At 64.0% G+C, this 17,811-nt stretch carries 16 protein-coding genes; 9 read left to right on the forward strand and 7 right to left on the reverse strand.

Annotated elements, in window-relative coordinates; all coding sequences use genetic code 11:
* Nucleotides 1-16 precede the first annotated feature (16 nt).
* The 3 genes from UAA55_RS08975 to UAA55_RS08985 are packed head-to-tail and all read left to right on the forward strand — an operon-like array spanning nt 17 to nt 3,130.
* Nucleotides 17-958: an NAD-dependent epimerase/dehydratase family protein gene (locus UAA55_RS08975; RefSeq protein ID WP_322952346.1), complete on the forward strand. Its 942-nt coding sequence runs from the start codon at nt 17-19 to the stop codon at nt 956-958.
* A 9-nt stretch (nt 959-967) separates the two neighbouring features.
* Nucleotides 968-2,242, forward strand: a complete 1,275-nt coding sequence (locus UAA55_RS08980) for a protoporphyrinogen/coproporphyrinogen oxidase (protein ID WP_322952347.1) — start codon at nt 968-970, stop codon at nt 2,240-2,242.
* Nucleotides 2,243-2,293: 51 nt separating this feature from the next.
* Complete coding sequence (locus UAA55_RS08985; protein WP_322952348.1) at nt 2,294-3,130, forward strand: glycosyltransferase family 2 protein; 837 nt, start codon at nt 2,294-2,296, stop codon at nt 3,128-3,130.
* A 562-nt stretch (nt 3,131-3,692) separates the two neighbouring features.
* Here UAA55_RS08985 and UAA55_RS08990 read toward each other — a convergent pair.
* The gene (locus tag UAA55_RS08990) at nt 3,693-4,142 is read right to left on the reverse strand and encodes a hypothetical protein (RefSeq protein WP_322952349.1); all 450 of its coding nucleotides are present in this window, start codon (nt 4,140-4,142) and stop codon (nt 3,693-3,695) included.
* Nucleotides 4,143-4,503: 361 nt separating this feature from the next.
* Between UAA55_RS08990 and UAA55_RS08995 the strand changes: the two genes are divergently transcribed.
* Nucleotides 4,504-5,475: a 2-hydroxyacid dehydrogenase gene (locus UAA55_RS08995; RefSeq protein ID WP_322952350.1), complete on the forward strand. Its 972-nt coding sequence runs from the start codon at nt 4,504-4,506 to the stop codon at nt 5,473-5,475.
* Nucleotides 5,476-5,478: 3 nt separating this feature from the next.
* Here the strand turns inward: UAA55_RS08995 and UAA55_RS09000 are convergent, their stop codons facing one another.
* The 6 genes from UAA55_RS09000 to UAA55_RS09025 form a co-directional block, all read right to left on the reverse strand.
* On the reverse strand, nt 5,479-6,456 hold the full coding sequence (locus tag UAA55_RS09000) for a magnesium transporter CorA family protein (RefSeq protein ID WP_322952351.1): 978 nt from the start codon (nt 6,454-6,456) through the stop codon (nt 5,479-5,481).
* Between the two features lie 34 nt (nt 6,457-6,490).
* The gene (locus UAA55_RS09005) at nt 6,491-7,492 is read right to left on the reverse strand and encodes a hypothetical protein (protein ID WP_322952352.1); all 1,002 of its coding nucleotides are present in this window, start codon (nt 7,490-7,492) and stop codon (nt 6,491-6,493) included.
* A 292-nt stretch (nt 7,493-7,784) separates the two neighbouring features.
* Nucleotides 7,785-9,782 carry a response regulator gene (locus UAA55_RS09010; protein ID WP_322952353.1) on the reverse strand — a complete coding sequence of 666 codons (1,998 nt, stop codon included), beginning with the start codon at nt 9,780-9,782 and terminating at the stop codon, nt 7,785-7,787.
* Complete coding sequence (locus tag UAA55_RS09015; protein WP_322952354.1) at nt 9,782-10,225, reverse strand: response regulator; 444 nt, start codon at nt 10,223-10,225, stop codon at nt 9,782-9,784. Before UAA55_RS09015 ends, UAA55_RS09010 begins: the two co-directional genes overlap by 1 nt.
* Nucleotides 10,212-12,464: an ATP-binding protein gene (locus UAA55_RS09020; protein WP_322952355.1), complete on the reverse strand. Its 2,253-nt coding sequence runs from the start codon at nt 12,462-12,464 to the stop codon at nt 10,212-10,214. Before UAA55_RS09020 ends, UAA55_RS09015 begins: the two co-directional genes overlap by 14 nt.
* 108 nt (nt 12,465-12,572) lie before the next feature.
* A complete protein-coding gene (locus UAA55_RS09025) occupies nt 12,573-13,178 on the reverse strand; it encodes a biliverdin-producing heme oxygenase (RefSeq protein WP_322952356.1) in 606 nt (201 codons plus the stop codon).
* Between the two features lie 183 nt (nt 13,179-13,361).
* Between UAA55_RS09025 and UAA55_RS09030 the strand changes: the two genes are divergently transcribed.
* The 5 genes from UAA55_RS09030 to UAA55_RS09050 are packed head-to-tail and all read left to right on the forward strand — an operon-like array spanning nt 13,362 to nt 17,761.
* Nucleotides 13,362-13,511, forward strand: a complete 150-nt coding sequence (locus tag UAA55_RS09030; RefSeq protein WP_157999499.1) for a hypothetical protein — start codon at nt 13,362-13,364, stop codon at nt 13,509-13,511.
* Between the two features lie 18 nt (nt 13,512-13,529).
* Nucleotides 13,530-14,420 carry a DUF72 domain-containing protein gene (locus UAA55_RS09035; RefSeq protein ID WP_322952357.1) on the forward strand — a complete coding sequence of 297 codons (891 nt, stop codon included), beginning with the start codon at nt 13,530-13,532 and terminating at the stop codon, nt 14,418-14,420.
* An 11-nt stretch (nt 14,421-14,431) separates the two neighbouring features.
* A complete protein-coding gene (gene ligD, locus UAA55_RS09040; protein ID WP_322952358.1) occupies nt 14,432-16,435 on the forward strand; it encodes a DNA ligase D in 2,004 nt (667 codons plus the stop codon).
* Nucleotides 16,432-16,722 carry a PQ-loop domain-containing transporter gene (locus UAA55_RS09045; protein ID WP_322952359.1) on the forward strand — a complete coding sequence of 97 codons (291 nt, stop codon included), beginning with the start codon at nt 16,432-16,434 and terminating at the stop codon, nt 16,720-16,722. The genes ligD and UAA55_RS09045 overlap by 4 nt, the downstream gene beginning before the upstream one ends.
* A complete protein-coding gene (locus UAA55_RS09050; protein ID WP_322952360.1) occupies nt 16,712-17,761 on the forward strand; it encodes a DNA topoisomerase IB in 1,050 nt (349 codons plus the stop codon). Before UAA55_RS09045 ends, UAA55_RS09050 begins: the two co-directional genes overlap by 11 nt.
* Nucleotides 17,762-17,811: the final 50 nt, after the last annotated feature.

Raw genomic sequence — 17,811 nt, forward strand, 5'->3', positions numbered from 1 at the left:
ATAACGGATGCACAGCATGAAGATTATGATTACCGGCGCAACGGGATATGTGGGTGGTAGGCTGACGCAATATTTTGCGAGGCAGGGGCATTCGGTTATTGGCACAACCCGAAGTTTACGTAACGTGCCGCTTGGCTGGCCGGAAGGCGCTAAGCTGGTCAGGTTGGATAGCCTAGCCCTCACAAAAAAGGATGCCCTCCTTTTGGAGGGGGTCGACGCCATTATCCATCTCGCAGCGGCGAACGAGGTGCGCAGCCGCGAAGATCCGGAAGCAGCGATGCTAGAGACGTGTGGTGGAACCCGGCGATTGCTTGAATTGGCAATTGCAGAGGGCGTTGGTACCTTTGCATTCATGTCGACGATTCATGTCTATGGATCGCCTTTACGAGGGCGATACGATGAAACCGCCATAACGCGGGCCGCGTATCCCTACTCAATCAGCCATAAGGCTGCCGAGGACTACGTTTTTGCTGTCCATGACGCCGGTAAAATAAGAGGCTTGTCCGTTCGCCTTTCAAATGCGATCGGTGCGCCAGCTTGGAAGGGTATCGATCGGTGGACTCTGGTCGGAAACGATCTCGCGCGTCAGGTTGTGTCCAGTGGGAAGATGAACATAAGATCTCCCAATCAATGGCGGGACTTTGTGCCCATGAAGGATGTCTGTCAGGCTATGGCATTGCTCTTGGAGGGTGATGGCGATCTTAGTGATGGCATATTTAATCTTGGGGGCGACTTGGCATTAACGATTATGGATATAGCCATGCTGATGCAAAATGCGGCAAAGACTGTGTTGGGCATGGATGTCGAGATAACTAGCCAGGAAGTGGTCGCTAGATCTGTTCAGTGTCCGTACACAATTAATGTTGAACGACTTAGAAGGTTTGGCTTCGCTCCCTCTGGACATGTGGGTCTGAGGGAAGAATTGAACCGCACCCTTGAGCTTCTCAAGGAGGCGTAGGAGGTAATCTTGCCAGAAACGATAATTATCGGTGCCGGCATCGCCGGCCTTGCAGCTGCTTATCAAGCCAAATTGCAGTCTAGGAGTGCCGAAATATATGAATCAAGGGATCGGGCGGGTGGCCTTCTCGACAATATTCTAATTGATGGCTTCTGCTTTGATACTGCGGTGCATCTTTCGTTTGCATCCGAGTTTGCTGTTCGCGAGGTTTTTGACAGGACGCCCCACATTACGCATATCCCGGTTTCGCTCAATTGGGACAATGGCTACTGGTTGAAGCATCCCGCACAGACCAATATGCACCCTCTTCCAGCCGAAGAAAAAGTTAATCTTATCAAAGGGCTGATAAATGCAGAAAGCGGAAACATCTGCAATTATCAGGATTGGCTCGTCCAGCAGTATGGGTATGAGATTGCTGAACGCTGGCCTCTGAAATACACAAGGAAGTACTGGACCATCGAAGCTGCCCGATTGGGAACAGCTTGGGTTGGTCAGAGAATGCGTAAGGCGGATATCAGCGAGGTCCTTATGGGCGCATTCGATTCCAAAACGCCTAATCAATACTATGTTAAGGAAATGCGCTATCCTGAACGGGGCGGATATAAGGCTTTTATACAACATCTTATTGATGAAGCAAATATTCATTACAATCTGAAGGCGATCTGCGTGAATTTCGCGGAAAAAAAGGTAACGTTCTCGGGTGGCTTGGAAGTAGCTTATGAACGGCTGATTTCCACCATGCCGTTGCCCGAGTTGATTTCAATAGCGAAGGATGTGCCTGACGACATCAAGCAAAAAGCGGATTCGCTATATGCAACAGAGATTGATCTGATTTCCGTAGGTTTTAGAATTCCTAACGTATCGCCCGCGCTTTGGTTCTACATTTATGATGAGGACATCCTGGCGTCGCGAGCCTACTCCCCGAACCGTAAGTCGCCAGCGAACGTGCCGGAAGGCTGCAGCGCTCTCCAATTCGAAATTTACTGGTCCCGTGAAAAGCCCCGCAATCTATCTATTGAAGAGATCAAGCAAAATACCTTGCAAGCTATTATCAAGATGGGGCTTGCGCATTCAGAAGATATCATGTTTATGCATCATACTTACGTTCCATATGCCAATGTCGTGTTTGACCTTGGGATGGAAGAGCGTCGAGATGTGGTAAGGTCCTGGGTTGAGAGGCAGGGTGTCTCGCTAGCTGGCCGATTCGGAGAATGGGAATATCTCTGGAGCAATCAGTCGATGATGAGCGGCCTGAACGCGTATATAAGAGCATGGTCAGCTTGATTGGATATCGCATCAGCTCCGTAGAGTGTCCTTAGAGGAAGATGATTTGTCATGAATATCCTATGTGTCCTGGCTCAAAAGAATGAGGCTGCATGTCTCGATCCATGGGTGCGTTATCATGCTTACATGGTCGGCATGGAGAATCTGCACATCATCGACAACGCGTCGGATGATCCGATGGTGATTGAGAAGCTGAAATTCTATGAGCAAGCAGGGATTGGCATAACCCGTATTCCACCAGGGACGGATTTCAGTCTGAGGGGTAATTACACGTCAGAGCTCATTAACGAAATTGAGTCTACGCGTAATTTCGATTTCGTATTTCCGATGGACTGCGATGAATTTCTGGCCGTATTTACGGCTGATGGTCGGCCTTCTTGTCGGCGGGAAGATATTCACAATTATCTGGCGCGCCTGAAGTCGCGAGAAGGCATTTACGAGATGCCGGGCTGTTTTGAAAATATTAACGCCGTCCCTGGCGTTTTCAGGTGGCGAAGTGATGGGCAATATACCAAAGTTTATTTCAGTGGTCATCAGTGTGTGCGTCTTGACATCGGCTATCATAATGGAGTCGCCCGCAATGGACTGCCGCGGATAAAGGGAGATATTTTTTATGTACATTATCAGGTAAAGCCTTATAGCATGTTTCGGAAGCTGGGCCGTCAGAAGCTGGAGCCTTTTGTCAATCCCGATGATCGCGAAGCTTTGCAGCGCCTAAAGGATAGCAGAGGTATTAATTTCCATGTCGCATCAATGTATTTACTCACCGAGGAAGAATACAATAATACGCTTCAATGGCAGCGCGTCAAAGAAAATGAGCGGATGTTTGTAGAATTTAACAATTTGCTCAAAGTTCTTGGTTTGAATCCTAATATCTTTGATGTCTAACCGGTGCGGACCCAAGCAGTGATTCTGACTGAAAACGTACTGGCGAGTTCGATTGAGAACACCAGCATACGATATAGATCCCGCTAATCCCAGCGAGATAGAGGAAGCTGACGCTGTCTGTACGGAGATGGTTATCCCCTGACAGTCGCCCCCTCTGGTGAGGTTATCAGGCGGCGGGTTTGAGGGTAAGCATGCGGCGTGGGCCGCAGGATGCTAACGGCCTCGTCGCCTGGGCCTTAGAGCGTTCTGCTTGAAACCGGAATCGATGGATTCCCTTTGAAGGCTGGATGTGATTCATCTTTATCGGAGGTGGATCATGGGCAAGCCGTATTCAGAAGACCTTCGGGAACGTGTTGAGGCGTACCCCTCCGCCGAGGGCCGCCTCCCATCTGTGATGCTGTTCGCTGATGCTGGAAGGAGAACTGGCGTGTGAGGGTGGGAAGTGTCCACGACCGGGATAATGGACACGATGGGCGGCAAGCGCCGGCGTCGGAGTTGGAGTGAGGCGCTGAAGCGTGAGATCGTGGCGGCAATGCGCGCACGCTCCGATAACAGGCGCGGTTTAGGCGCTCAGTGCCTCACGCTCACAAGTCGTGGGCAGCTGCGATGCGGGCGGCGTCAGGGTCAGGCGGTTGTGCCCTAGGGCGAAGGCCAGGGCCCGCGCCGTCATCGCCAAGGCGGGGCGGTCCTCGTCCGTGGCCAGCCAGCGCAGTTGGGCGTCGAATTGCGCCTCCTTGCCGTTCTGGGCGGCCGCGACCAAGTGCAGCACTTGCCGCTCGTCCCCCGTCAGGCTGGGGCAACCGGGATGCCCAATGGACAGTTCCCGCCGGCAGGTGTGAATCAGGGCCAGCAGGAACGTGTGCAGGGTGGCCAGCACCTCGCGCCCATCCTCGCCACAGGTGTCGGCGAACTCCCGCCCCACCAGGGGGCCATAGTCCTTGCCCTTGACCATGCGGCGCAGGGCCCACACCAGCAAATGCTCGCCGGGCCCGAACTCCGGTGTGTGATCCATCGTTCCGGCAATGGCATCCATCAACGACATCGTCATGTCCCCCGGCGGCTTCCGCCCCGTCGCGGACGGGGCCAAGCACCGTAGATGCAAATCATTCTCAAACCATAACGCATGTACGGACCAATGGCAAAGGGCGCTGTCACAGGCTCGCGACTAAACCCGTCAACGGTTCCGCCAATCAGGCACACTATACCCGCCCGCGGCTCGCCGCCACCACGCGAACCGGCCCAAAGCCACGAACGCCCCCAATCACCAGGGGCGGGCCATGGCAGACAAGCACCCAAGGGGCGTCCTATGCTGGCGGCAACCCCCCTCAGGAAATTGGGGCTCGCCCCCAGAACGGCAAGAGGACCTTGGCAGAATGGCGTCCCACTTCGATATCGACCTACTCATGCCCGCCCCCATGATGCCCTTCGTGATGGAGCGGTTGGACCAAGCCTTCCGCGTGCACAAGCTGTGGCTGGCGGCGGATGGGGATGCCCTGCTGGCGGAGGTGTCCTCCCGCATCCGCGCCATCGCCGCCGGCGGCGGGGCGGCCGTCACCGCCGACCTGATGAGGCGTTTGCCCCGGTTGGAATGTGTCGCGGGCTTCGGTGTGGGCTACGACAGCATCGACGTCCAATGGGCGGGGGCCCATGGCATCACGGTCACCAATACACCGGACGTGCTGACGGAGGAGGTGGCGGATACGGCGTTGGCCCTGACCCTGATGGCCGTCCGGCGGTTGCCCCAGGCGGAACGCTATTTGCGCGCGGGTAACTGGCTGGAGAGGCCCTTCGCCCTGACACCCACGCTACGCGGCCGCACGGCGGGCATCCTGGGTCTGGGCCGCATCGGCAAGGCCATCGCCCGGCGCCTGGCCGCTTGCGGCGTGCCCGTGCACTATCATGGTCGCCACCGGCAGGAGGATGTGGATCTGCCCTATCACGCCACCCCCGTCGATCTGGCCAGGGCCGTGGACGTGCTGGTGGTGGTGACCCCGGGCGGGGTGGAGACGCGGGGCATGGTGGACGCGGCGGTGTTGAAGGCCCTGGGCCCCAACGGCGTTCTCATCAACATCGCCCGCGGCACGGTGGTGGACGAGGATGCGCTGATCGCGGCCTTGCGGGACGGCACCATCCTAGGTGCCGGCCTGGACGTGTTCGCGCACGAGCCCCAGGTGCCCCAGGCGCTGTTGGACCTCGACAACGCGGTGCTGCTGCCACACGTCGGATCCGCCACCACCTACACCCGCCAGGCGATGGGCCAGTTGGTGGTGGACAATCTGGTGGCCTGGGCCCAGGGTCGGCCAGTGCTGACGCCTGTGCCGGAAACGCCTATTAAGGTCGCCTGATCCTCACAGCCAGCCACGGCGGCGGAAGTACCAATAGGGCAGGATGGCGGAGACGACCATCAGGCACAGCGCGCCGGGGTAGCCGAAGACGAGGTCCAGTTCCGGCATGTGCTTGAAATTCATGCCGTAGATGGAGGCGATCAGCGTCGGCGGCAGGAAGATGACGGCCGCCACGCTGAAGATCTTGATGATGGCGTTCTGCTGGATGTTGATCAGGCCCAGGGTTGAATCCAACAGGAATTGCGTCGTCTGCGCCAGGTACAGGTTGTAGTCCAGCAAGGATTGGATGTCGCCGTTCAGCGTGTTCAGGATCAGCTTGATTTCCGGGGCGATGGGCGTGGCCTTCTCCGCCGCCTTGAGGAAAGAGACGGTACGGGCCAAGCTGTGCAGGCTTTCCCGCACGCGCGACGCCAGGTCGCCGCTGCGGCCGATACGCTTCAGGGCGTTCTGCAGGTCGGCGTCGATGATGCTGGGCGATTGTTCCCCGCCCTGGCTGAAGACGGAGCGTGACAGAGTGTCCAGCCCGTCCTTCACCTCTTCCAATACGTCCGCGACGCGGCCGACGATGGCGGTCAGGATGCCCAGCAGAATGGCCTCGGGGTCGGTGGGCACGTTGGTGCCCTGGTCCACCCGGGCGGCGAAGGTGCGGAAGGGGGTGCTGTCCAGATACCGCACCGTCACCAGGTGCCGCGGCGTCAGGATGAAGGTGGCGTCGGCCAGCGCGGGTCCCAATGGGGCCTGGCGGGTCAGCACCCGTACGGTCATGACCAGGGCGTCGCCGGATTTGTACACTTGGGCGCTGGTCTCGATCTCCCGCATCTCTTCCCGGGTGGGAATCTCCACCCCCAGCGCCGCCTCGACCGCCGTCTCCTCCTCCTTGGTGGGGGCGATCATGTCGATCCAGAGGTCGTCGGTAACGCAATCGGCACCTGGAGCCCGCCGCTTCAGGGCGCCATCCTCCAGCCGGTACAGGGTGAGCATGCGATCGTCTTTCCGGTCGTCACAGGCATATCGGTTATGGACTGCCGCCTTGCGCCTTGGGGCTGGCGATCAGCCGCGCGGTGGTCCATTCGCTCTCTAGCGTAATGTCGCCCCAGATGTGCTGGCCATTGTAATAGTGTCCGACGCGCCAGTTTTCCGGTCGCCGGTCCATGCCGGCCGGCGCCTCCGCGATGAGTTTCAGGAGACGGGGCAGGATGTCGACCCGCACGTCGCGACGTTCGCCGGATTTCAGGAACGGCTGTCCCAACAGGGGCAGGAAATCATCCACGCCGAAAGGGTCCTTGATGAAGAAATAATCGGTTCTCGGCTTGGTCACCATGTCATTGCAGAAGCGCTGACGGTCTTCGGGCTGGGGGCCGCAGATCATGCCCAGCGCCAATTGATAGAAAAGCGTCTGATGCGACGTCGGGTTGTTCAGGACGACGGAAATCAGTGGCCCGCCCTGACTGACCGCGCAGCCCTTGGTCGTCTTCAGGTTCCCATACTTGATACGAACGTCGGTATCGCTGAACAAATGATCCAGGTCGGTCAGGGCGTACTTGCCATCGGCCATCATGCCGATCGACTCGTGGGGTGGCTTCACCTTGTCGTTGGGGCTGGCGAACAGGTCGGATTCACGCGGCTGTCCATCCGGTCCCTGACATGGCAGGACCGTGCCGTCCTGGGTCAACTTGTACGTGGCGTAGGTGGCCCCCTTCACCTGGGTGACGGTCACCGACGCTTCCCTGGCGGTTGAGGAAAACACCGTCTTGGTGCCCGAGGTCTGGCGTGTGAAGGGGGAAAGGTCGCCGCCTGGAATATTCCAGGCGACGAAATTCCAGGTGGCCCCTGGCACGGTGGAGGCGTAGGCGGCGGGGCCCTGTGGTGCGGGCGGGTCGGGCGACTCGCGCAGGCTGAAGTCCCAGTGTGGGGCCAGCAGGTCCACATCCTTCGCCTGGGCGATATGGGCTCCGCCCAGGGCCAACCCTGCCAACAAGGCGCCCGTCACCAAGGGAAGAGCGTGGGCTTGGATCATGGTCTTGGTCCTTTTGCCGTTCAGGTCCACAAAAATGGGGCGGATATATCCGGCCGGTGCGGCGCGCGAGAAAGAAAAAGGGCGATCCGCTTGTTCGGCAAGCGCGGCGGCTTGTCCCACCGGCCCGGCTTCTTCCCTGATCTCGCCGCGTCGAGCCCTTCACCGCCCTGCGACGGAACCGGGCCTGCGTCCGCGTTCCCGACCGCATCAACGAATAGCGGCACCGCCACCATGATCGCGCGGGCACCGTTCCAGCCGGTTTCCCGCCAAGGACTGGTGACCAGCCCCGGGCCTATACCTTCGTCAGCGCCCGGATCTTCCGCCCCAATTCGTCCAGGTCGAAGGGCTTGGCGATATAGTCCATGCCATCGCCCACAAAGGCGGAGCGCTGGCTGGCGCCCTCGGCGTAGCCGGTGGCGAACAGGACCTTGAGGCCGGGCCGCAGGCGCCGAGCCTCATGCGCCAGCGCGCGCCCGTTCATGCCGGGCAGGCCGACATCGGTCAACAGCAGGTCAATGGTCCCGGTCCCTTCCAGGTGGGGCAGGGCGTCGGCCGCGGTTTCGGCCTCGATGACGCCGTAGCCGTGCTCTTCCAGGATGTCGACGACGACCATGCGCACCACCAGTTCGTCCTCCACCACCAGCACGGTGCCCCGTCCCTTGGGCGGGGCTTCCGGTGGGGCCGGTTTGGGCGCCTCCGCGGTCGCTTGGGCGCTACGGTCGCGGGGCATGTAAAGGCAGATGGTGGTCCCCTGGCCCGGAGTGGAGGCGAGCGTGACATGCCCTCCCACCTGGCGGGCGAAGCCATAGATCATGGAGAGTCCCAGGCCCGTGCCATGGCCGATGGGCTTGGTGGTGAAGAAGGGGTCGAACGCCTTCTCAAGCACCTCCGGGGGCATGCCGATGCCGGTGTCCGTGACACAAGTCAGGACGTAGTCGCCGGGCTGCAGGTCGGCGGACGCCCGCTCGTCCCCTTCGCCGATGGTGACGTTGCTGGTCTGGATGGTCAGTCGCCCGCCCGCCGTCATCGCGTCGCGGGCGTTGATGGCCAGGTTCAGGACGGCGCTCTCGAACTGGTTGGCGTCCGTGATGGCCGGCCACACCTCGGGCGCCAGGGAGATCCGCAGGTCGATGCCCTGGCCCAGGGTCCGGCGCAGCAGGTCGTCCAGCGAGCTTACCAGCTGGTTGATGTCGGCGGACTTCAGATCCAGCGTCTGGCGGCGGGCGAAGGCCAGCAGCCGGTGGGTCAGGCCGGCCGCCCGGTGCGCCGAGGACAGGATGTTGTCGACATAGCGGCCGATGCTGTCGAAGCGCGCGTCGCGCACCCGCTTCTGGATCAGGTCGGCGGCACCGACGATACCGGCCAGCATGTTGTTGAAATCGTGGGCGATGCCGCCGGTCAGCTGGCCGATGGCCTCCATCTTGTGCGATTGGCGCAGCGCCTCTTCCTTGATGCGTAGCTCCTCCGTGCGCGCTACCACCTCCGCCTCCAGCGCGTCGCGGGCCAGCTTGGTCTCTGTGATGTCGATGGCGCAGCCCAGGAAGCCCAGGAAGGTGCCGGCGTCGTCGAACCGCGGGCTGCTTTCACAGCGCAGCCAGCGCACCTCGCCCGTGGCCTTGCGCACGCGCATGTCGTCCAGGAAGGGGGTGCGCCCGACGAACAGCGCCCGGCGCACGGCGCTCAGCGTGGGCCAGTCGTCTTCATGGATCAGGGCGGCCCAACCCTCCGCCTCCATGCGCGCCGGCGGAATGCCGAATTCCGTTTCAAAGCGGCGGTTGGCGAAGATGATGCGGCCCTCGGCGTCGGACGACCAGATCAGGGCCGGCGTGTTGTCCGCCATGGACCGGAAGCGCTGCTCGCTTTCCCGCAGCGCCTGGGCCGACCGCCGCGCCTGGCGGCGGTCTTCCGCTTCGCGCAGGGCGCGGGTCACCACCATGGGAATGCGGGCCAAGTTGCGCTTGGTCACATAGTCGGTGGCGCCGGCGCGCAGGGCTTCGGTCGCGAACTCCTCACCGATGACGCCGGAGATGAAGATGAAGGGCACCGCCGGGTCGCGGGCGCGGGCCAGTTCCAGCGCCGCCAGGCCGTTGAAGCCGGGCAGGGAATAATCGGACAGGATGATGTCGAAGTCGCCCCCCGCCAGCGCGGCCTCGTATTCCGCCCGCACGGCCACGCGCGTGAGGATCAAGGGCTGATCGATCTTGCGGAACTGGTGGGCGATCAGTTCCGCATCGATGTCGCTGTCTTCCACCAACAGCAGGGCTACAGGCTTTTCCGCGGGTAGCGACACTAAAAATCTCCAGGCACGGGCTCGTTCAGCACCGCCCAGAAGATACCTAGGTCGCGGATGGCCTCGAAAAAGGCCTTGAAGTCCACCGGCTTCACCACGAAGGAGTTGACCCCGTAGTGATAGCTGCGCACCACGTCGCTCTCCTCGCGGGAGGACGTCAGCATGACGATGGGGGTGGCGCGATGCCGGGGGTGGGACTTCACCTTCTCCAGCACTTCCAGCCCATCGACCTTGGGCAGCTTCAGGTCCAGCAGCACGACGGCTGGGGCGCCGGGCTCGCGGTTCGTGAATTGGCCCTCGCTGAAGATGTACTCCAGGGCCTCCACGCCGTCGCGGACGACCACGATTTCGTTGGCCAGCTGGGTTTTCCTCAGAGCGGCCAGGGTCAGTTCCACGTCGGCGGGATTGTCCTCGACGAGAAGGATGGGTCTAAGCGTGGCCACGGTTTCCTCCTGTCTGTCGCTTAGGTAGGGTGAAGCTGAAGGTGGCGCCCTGGCCGACGGCGCCCTTGGCTTCCAGCGTGCCGCCGTGCCGGTCGATGATGCGTTTCGTCAACGCCAGGCCGATGCCGGTGCCCTCGAAATCCTCTTGCCGATGCAGGCGCTGGAACACCTGGAACAGCTTGCCGGCATAGTTCATGTCGAAGCCGACGCCATTGTCCTCCACGCAGTACAGCACCTCGTCGGGCCGGTCCTGGCCCCACACCTTGATGCGGGGCGGGGTGGCGTCCCGGCTGTATTTCAAGGCGTTGTCGACCAGGTTGAACAGGGCTTGGCGCACCAGGGTGGTGTCGCCCCAGGCGGGGGGCAGGACGCCGATCTCCCACTCCACCGGTCGCTGTCCTTCGGTGATGGCCAGGCTGCGCCGGATTTCCGCCATCACCTTGGCCATGTCGATGCGGGTCATCTTCAGGCTGGTGCGGCCCAGTTGCGAGAAGTGCAGCAGGTCGTCCACCAGCTCCCCGGCCGACAGGGCCGCGGCGATGATGCCGTCCAGGTAGTGGCGCGACAGGGCCTTCAGGTTCGGCTCCTCCTCGCCCAGCAGCTCGGCATAGCCCGCGATGTGGCGGAAAGGGGCCCGCAGATCGTGGGAGATGGAATAGGAGAACGCCTCCAGCTCCTTGTTCGAGCGTTGCAGCTCCTCCGTCAGCTGGGCGCGCTCCTCCGCCCGCTGCAGGACGAAGTTGATGATGGCGCCGCGGAAGTCGGTGGCGCTCAGCAGCTCGGCCGGCCGCCAGGGCCGCGCCCGTTCCCGCACCTCCTGCTTCCACGCCTCGAACGACTGGCGGGGATGCAGGCGGCCGGCGGTGTCCATGGCCTTGGCCGCGCGGGGATCGCCGCCCCAGCGCACGGTCTGCACCACCTCCGGCCGGAACCACAGGATGAAGCTGGCATGGACGCGGGAGATGGGCACGGCGATGACGCCGCTGGCGACACCGGCGATATCCTTGCCCGGCGGCCAGTCCGCGCTCAGGTTGCTCGTGGCGTAGACTTGCTCGACATTCCTGGCCCTTAGCCATTCGACCAGGGCCAGGATGCTGTCGATGGGCGGCGCCTTGCCGGCGGCCAGGACGATACCGTCGGTGACGACGGCGGCACCGGCGCTGTTGGTCAGGGCCAGCCACTGGCCGGCGCAATCCACCAGGCCGGCCTGGAAACCGGGCGCCCGCGCCAGATGGGCCACCAGCTCCGTCTCGATGTTTTTCAGCTGCAAGCGCTCGTCGATCTCGGCCGTCCGCTCCCGGGCCGCGATCTGCTGCGCCACGATGCGGCCTAGAAAGTCGCAAGCCGCCCGGATCTGAGGCCCGACATAGCGCGGCTGGGCGTGATGGCAGGAGATCAGGCCCCACAGCCGCCCATCGATGACGATGGAGATGGACAGCGAGGCCGCCGTGCCCATGTTGCGCATGTATTCCAAATGCACGGGCGAGACGCTGCGCAACGCCACGAAACTCATGTCCAGCGGCGCCCCGTCCGTCGGGCACAGGGCGGGCACCAGGGGCTCTGGCGTGTATGTCGCGGTGGGGATCAGGCGTAGGCGGTTCAGGCGGTACAGGTCACGCGCCTGGGCCGGGATGTCGGACGCGGGAAAGCGCAGATCGAGGTAGGAGGGCAGGGTGCCGTCGCCCTTTTCCGCGATGACGGTTCCGTTCCATTCCTCATCGAAGCGATAGATCAGGACACGGTTGAAGCCGGTCAGGGCCTGCACTTCCGCCGCGACGCCGGCGCTGAGATCAGCCACGGTCTTCAGCGCGTCTGAATTGTCCAGGAAGTCACGCAGCAGCTGGTAGAGGCTGGCGCTGTGGCCTCGCTCGGCCTCATCGAACGCCTCGAACTCCAGGATCAAGCCCTGGGACGCGCGGTGGCCGCTGACGTGGAAGGCGCGGCCGTCGATCTGGTGCTGCTCCAGGAAGGCGGTGTCCGTGCCCCCGGCCCAAAGGCGGACGTCGTTTTCCAGCGCGGACCGCGGGCCCACCAGGTCGCCCAGCGTCTGGCTGCCGTCGAAGGCGACCGGGCGATCCAAGACGGCGCCCAGGTTGGCGCTGGCCTGGATAAGGACCAAGTCGTCCGGCCGCAGCACCGCCAACGCGCCATGGGGCTGGATGCCGCCGGGAATGCGGATGGGTTCCCGCGCGCATTGGTCCAGCAGATCCCGCGGCACGGGTGGCACGTCCGAGGCCATATCGCGATGTCCTGGGCTATGTGACGCGACCACGGGGAAACCCCATTTGTCCAAAAGACCGTGAAGCAGCCATTTGCCGGAAATTTAAGGCGAATCTGGGGCCGTGGCTCATTTTTTTGCCGCCCGCCTGCGGTCGTGGCCAACCAGATAATGGCTCAGGATCTGCTCCGCCACCTTTTGGAATAGACCGAAGGAGGCGACAGCCGCCGTCACAGCCTCGGCCTTGAAGGCACCGTCCGCCCGCTCCGTGTTCAACAGGTCCACGAAGTCGCGCCAAAAGGGACGGCCGCGACCATGGGCCAGGAAGCGGGTCGCCTGGGAGAGGCGGGGATCGTCGGACGCCAGCACCCGGCGCAGCAACACCTCGGCCCCGAGACGTGATCCTTCCAGCACATATAGATGGCCCAGGGCCTGCGCCCGACCGCGGATGAGCGGCGCTTCCACCAGCACGCCGGACAGGCGGCTGGCCGCGTCCAGTGCCGCCAGATCCGCCTCCAGCGCGTGGCGGCGGCGGCGCTGCGGCCAGTCGGGCAGGATCGAGTCCACCCCCGCCGCCTCCAGGCTCAATTCAATGGCGCGCAACGCCGGATGCTGGGCTTTCAGCAGCTGGATGTAGTCCGGCAGGTGGCGTACATCCAACGCGGCGAACTGCTGGTCCAGGGTGGCGTGGCAGGCGGCCGTGCCCGCGCGCAGCGCTGATCTCAGTAGCGTCACACTTGCTCCATCTTCCGAGGTCGCACCTTGGACAATCACTTACTGCGGGTAACGCGAAAATCAATGGCCGCCCGACAGGGCGCAACAGTGGCCCCGGCGTCCGAGGCCGGCGGCCACGGAACCGCGCGCACCACCCGGCGGTTGCTTTGACCATGACCTGGCAGTGAAGCGAGGGCCCCGAAGATGGAACGCAAGAAAGACCATGTCGTCCTGACCGCGCGTGAAGCCCGGGGCGCCACCCTGGGCCGGCCCGTGCTGGCCGTCCTGCTGGTCAGCCTGGCCCTCGTGATCGTGGCCTTCGCGCTGGCCTGGTGGCTGGGCAAGTGGTGGTAAGGAAGGGCCCGCGGCATCATGGCGCCCCAGGCGGACGTCCGTATCGGCATTTCCGGCTGGACCTACGCCCCGTGGCGTGGGGCCTTCTATCCCGAGGGCCTGCCGCAGCGCCGCGCCCTGGAATACGCCAGCGGCGTCTTCCGCAGCATCGAGATCAACGGCACCTTCTACGGCCTGCAGACGCCGGATGTTTTCGCCCGGTGGAATGAGGAAACACCGGATGGCTTCGTCTTCGCGGTCAAGGCGCCGCGTTACATCACCCACATACGCCGGCTGAAGGATCCCGTGGTGCCGCTGGCCAACTTCCTGGCTTCCGGCCTGCTTCGGCTTGGGAGCAAGCTCGGCCCGCTGCTGTGGCAGTTCCCGCCCAGCTTCAAATTCGACGCCCAGTTGCTGGGCGACTTCCTGGCCCTGCTGCCCCACGATACCGAGCAGGCGGCCGCCCTTGCCCACCGCCATGACGACAACCTGAAGGCCCGGGCCTGGATGCGGCCCGGGCCCCATCGGCGCCTGCGCCACGCCGTGGAAATCCGCCACGACAGTTTCCGTGATCCGGCCTTCACCGACCTGTTGCGTCGGCACGGTGTGGCCCTGGTCTGCGCCGACACGGTGGAATGGCCGCGCCTGATGGATTTGACGGCGGATTTCGTCTATTGCCGCCTGCACGGCTCCAGTGAGCTGTACCGGAGCGGCTACGGCACCGACGAACTGGACCGCTGGGCGCGGCGCGTGGCCGCCTGGGCCGAGGGTCGGCCGCTGGATGTCGGCGACTATGGGCGCGACGATTATGTCGAGCCGCCCACGGACCCGCACCCCGCGCCGCGGGACGTCTTCCTCTACTTCGACAACACCGACAAGCTGCGGGCGCCCGATGACGCCCGCGCCCTGGTCGGTCGCCTGGATCATTGAGGAAGGGCGCCATGGGTCGTGACATCCCCGATGACGAGGTGCTGGACCATCCTTCCAGGGAGCCGCCCGGGCCGGCCACGGTATCGCCGTCGCGGATGCGGGTTCCGCCGCCGGCCTTCGTCGAGCCGGCGCTGGCCACCCTGGTCGACGTTCCGCCCGAAGGGGCGGACTGGCTGTTCGAAGCCAAGTTCGACGGCTATCGCGCGGTGGTGGCGGTGTCCGGCGATGAGGTGCGCATCCACACCCGCTCCGGCCTGGATTGGACCGACCGCTTTCCCACCATCGTGCGGGCGCTGGCGGCGTTGGCTCTGCCGCCGGTGCTGCTGGACGGGGAGATCGTGGCTTTGGATCCCCGGGGACTCAGCAGTTTCAATACCCTGCAGCGCGCCATGAAGGACGATCAGGCCGCGCTCAGCTATTACGTCTTCGACCTGTTGGCGGAGGCCGGGCGCGACTGGGCCTCCCGTCCGCTGGTGGCGCGCAAGGCGCGTCTGGCCGCCCTGCTGGGGGAATCCGGCAAGACCGGCCCGGTCTTCTACACCGATCATGTGATGGGCGGTGGCGCCGGTCTGCTGGCCACGCTGTGTGAACAGGGCTTCGAGGGCATCATCGCCAAGCGGGTCAGCGCCCCCTACCACCCCGGGCGGGGCCATGATTGGCTGAAGGTGAAATGCGGCAACCGCCAGGAATTCATCATCGTCGGCTGGTCGCCCTCCACGCACGGCCGGGCCTTCGCCTCCCTGTTGCTGGGCCTGCGCGAGGACGGCGCCTTGCGCTATGCCGGCCGGGTGGGCAGTGGCTTCGACGCCGACACCCAGGCGGGCCTGGAGGCACGGCTGCGCGCGCTGGCGCGCAAGACCCCGACGGTGGCGGCGGACAGCGTACCCCCCGCCGTCGCCCGGGAGGCGCGCTGGGTGAAGCCCGAGCTGGTGGCGGAAATCGCCTTCGCCGGCTTCACCGCCGACCGGCTGGTGCGCCAGGGTCGCTTCCTGGGCTTGCGCGGCGACAAGCCGGCCAAGGCCGTGACGCTGGAGACGGCGGAACCCCTTGACCAAGCGGTGAAGGAAGGGGGAACACGCATGGACCAGGTCGCCCTGACCCATCCGGAGCGGGTGCTGGACCCCGTCTCCGGCCTGACCAAGCAGGACTTGGCCGACTATTTGGAGACGGTGGCCCCGCGCATGCTGCCCTATGCCGCCGGCCGGCTGTTAAGCCTGCTGCGCTGCCCCGAGGGGACGGGGCAGGCCTGCTTTTTCCAGCGCCATGCCGGGTCCGGCACGCCATCGCCGTGGCGGCGCAAGGCGGTGAGGGAGAAGGACGGGCGGCGGATCGACTATTTCTACCTCACGGACGTGGAGGGCTTGCGGGCGGCGGCCCAAATGGGCGTGCTGGAACTGCACCTGTGGGGCAGCCTGGTGCGCAAGCTTGAATCGCCCGACCGGCTGGTGTTCGACCTGGACCCCGACGCCGGTCTGCCCTTCGCCAAGGTCAAGGCGGCGGCAGTGGCCATGCGCGATGTGCTGGCGGCGCTGGACCTGGCCAGCTTCCCCCTGCTGACGGGCGGCAAGGGCGTGCATGTCGTGGCCCCGCTGGGTCCTGGCGCCGGCGGCGGGCGGCGGCAGTGGCCGGTGGTGGCCGCCTTCGCCAAGGCCGTGGCGGAACAGCTGGTGGAGGCCAATCCTGAGGCCTACGTCGCCACCATGAGCAAGGCGCGGCGCCAGGGACGCCTTTTCATCGACCATTTCCGCAATACGCGGGGTTCTTCGGCCGTCGCCCCCTATTCCACCCGTGCCAAACCCGCGCGGGCGGGCGGCGGCACCCCCATCGCCTGCCCGGTCAGCTGGGAGGAATTGGCCAAGGTGGAACGGGCGGACAGCTGCACCACCGCCGACGCCACGGCCCTGATGCGCCGTGGCGATCCTTGGGCCCGCTATTTCGAGCTGGAGCAGGATTTGGGCGCCGCCGCCTGTCGTGTGCTGGGCGTCAAGGTCGGGGCGGGAGCCTACGGCGGATGATGGCGGACCTCATCGGCTGGCTGGCGGCGTCGCTGCTGTTCCTGACGCTGGCTTGCCAAGTCCGGACGCAATGGCGCGAGCGGTCGACCAAGGGGGTGTCGCCTTGGCTGTTCACCGGCCAGATCGCCACGTCCATCGGCTTCGTCATCTATTCCTGGTTGCTCGGCAATTGGGTGTTCGTCACCACCAACGCCTTGGTCCTGGCCACCGCCGTGGTGGGGCAATGGCTTTATCTCACCCAGTCCCGCGCCGCTGCGGGGCGTCCGGGGCCGACGCATGGGCGATGACGCGGGCCTGGTCTATGTCAGCGACAGCGATCCCGGCATCCGGCGGCGGAAGTCCGGGTCGGGATTCCGCTACTGTCTGCCTGATGGCGCCACGGTACGCGACCCGGCATTGCGGGCCCGCGTCAAGGCCCTGGTCATCCCCCCGGCGTGGACGGACGTCTGGATTTGCGCGGATGAGAACGGCCACCTGCAGGTCACCGGCCGTGACGCCAAAGGGCGCAAGCAGTACATGTACCATCCCGCCTTCCGCCAGGCGCGGGAAGGGGCCAAGTTCCACCACCTCATCGATTTCGCCCGGTGCCTGCCGCGCATCCGCGAACGTGTGGCCCAGGATCTGACGCTGCCCGGCCTGCCGCGTGACAAGGTGCTGGCCACCATCGTCCATCTGCTGGGCACGACCCTGATCCGCGTGGGCAACGCCGACTACGCCCGCGACAACCAGAGCTATGGCCTGACCACCCTGCGCGCCGCCCACGTCAGCGTGGAGAAGTCGTCCCTGCGCTTCGATTTCAAGGGCAAGAGCGGCAAGCTCTGGCGGCTGAAGGTGACCGACCGGCGGGTGGCGCGGATCGTCAAGGCCTGCCAGGAACTGCCGGGCCAGCCCCTTTTCCAATATCTGGACGGTGACGGCCATCGGCGGGAAGTCAGCTCCGCCGATGTGAACGCCTACTTGCGCCGCGCGACGGAAGGAACGGGCCTCAGGGGCGAAGACGGGGTCACCGCCAAGGATTTCCGCACCTGGGCGGGCACGGTCATGATGGCTCTGGCGCTGGACGACAGCCCGGCACCAACCAGCCCCACCCACGGCCGGCGCATGGTCACCGCCGCGTTGAAGCGGGTGGCGGCGCGGCTGGGCAACACCGTCACCGTCTGCCGCCAATGTTACGTCCATCCGGCGATCATGGAGGATTACCTGGCGGGCCGCTTCCGTTTGCGCCTGCGCCATGACGGCCCGTCGGGCCTATCCCCGGCGGAGGCCGCGGTGCTGACCATGCTGCGCCGGGCGGAAAAGCGCCAGGATACCGGGAACTTGAGCTGAGCCGGGCGGTTTGTGCGTGGACCGCCGTCAGTCTCGCCCGCCAAAGGGGA

This window comes from Nitrospirillum guanabarense (genome assembly GCF_034653355.1).
Classification (GTDB): domain Bacteria; phylum Pseudomonadota; class Alphaproteobacteria; order Azospirillales; family Azospirillaceae; genus Nitrospirillum.

Bases quoted from the DNA above. Each gene is read 5' to 3' on its own strand.
- UAA55_RS08975 (WP_322952346.1), top strand. From the start codon at position 17: ATGAAGATTATGATTACCGGCGCAACGGGATATGTGGGTGGTAGGCTG.
- UAA55_RS08985 (WP_322952348.1), top strand. From the start codon at position 2,294: ATGAATATCCTATGTGTCCTGGCTCAAAAGAATGAGGCTGCATGTCTC.
- UAA55_RS08990 (WP_322952349.1), bottom strand. From the start codon at position 4,142: ATGGATCACACACCGGAGTTCGGGCCCGGCGAGCATTTGCTGGTGTGG.
- UAA55_RS08995 (WP_322952350.1), top strand. From the start codon at position 4,504: ATGGCGTCCCACTTCGATATCGACCTACTCATGCCCGCCCCCATGATG.
- UAA55_RS09000 (WP_322952351.1), bottom strand. From the start codon at position 6,456: ATGCTCACCCTGTACCGGCTGGAGGATGGCGCCCTGAAGCGGCGGGCT.
- UAA55_RS09005 (WP_322952352.1), bottom strand. From the start codon at position 7,492: ATGATCCAAGCCCACGCTCTTCCCTTGGTGACGGGCGCCTTGTTGGCA.
- UAA55_RS09020 (WP_322952355.1), bottom strand. From the start codon at position 12,464: ATGGCCTCGGACGTGCCACCCGTGCCGCGGGATCTGCTGGACCAATGC.
- UAA55_RS09030 (WP_157999499.1), top strand. From the start codon at position 13,362: ATGGAACGCAAGAAAGACCATGTCGTCCTGACCGCGCGTGAAGCCCGG.
- UAA55_RS09035 (WP_322952357.1), top strand. From the start codon at position 13,530: ATGGCGCCCCAGGCGGACGTCCGTATCGGCATTTCCGGCTGGACCTAC.
- ligD (WP_322952358.1), top strand. From the start codon at position 14,432: ATGGGTCGTGACATCCCCGATGACGAGGTGCTGGACCATCCTTCCAGG.
- UAA55_RS09045 (WP_322952359.1), top strand. From the start codon at position 16,432: ATGATGGCGGACCTCATCGGCTGGCTGGCGGCGTCGCTGCTGTTCCTG.
- UAA55_RS09050 (WP_322952360.1), top strand. From the start codon at position 16,712: ATGGGCGATGACGCGGGCCTGGTCTATGTCAGCGACAGCGATCCCGGC.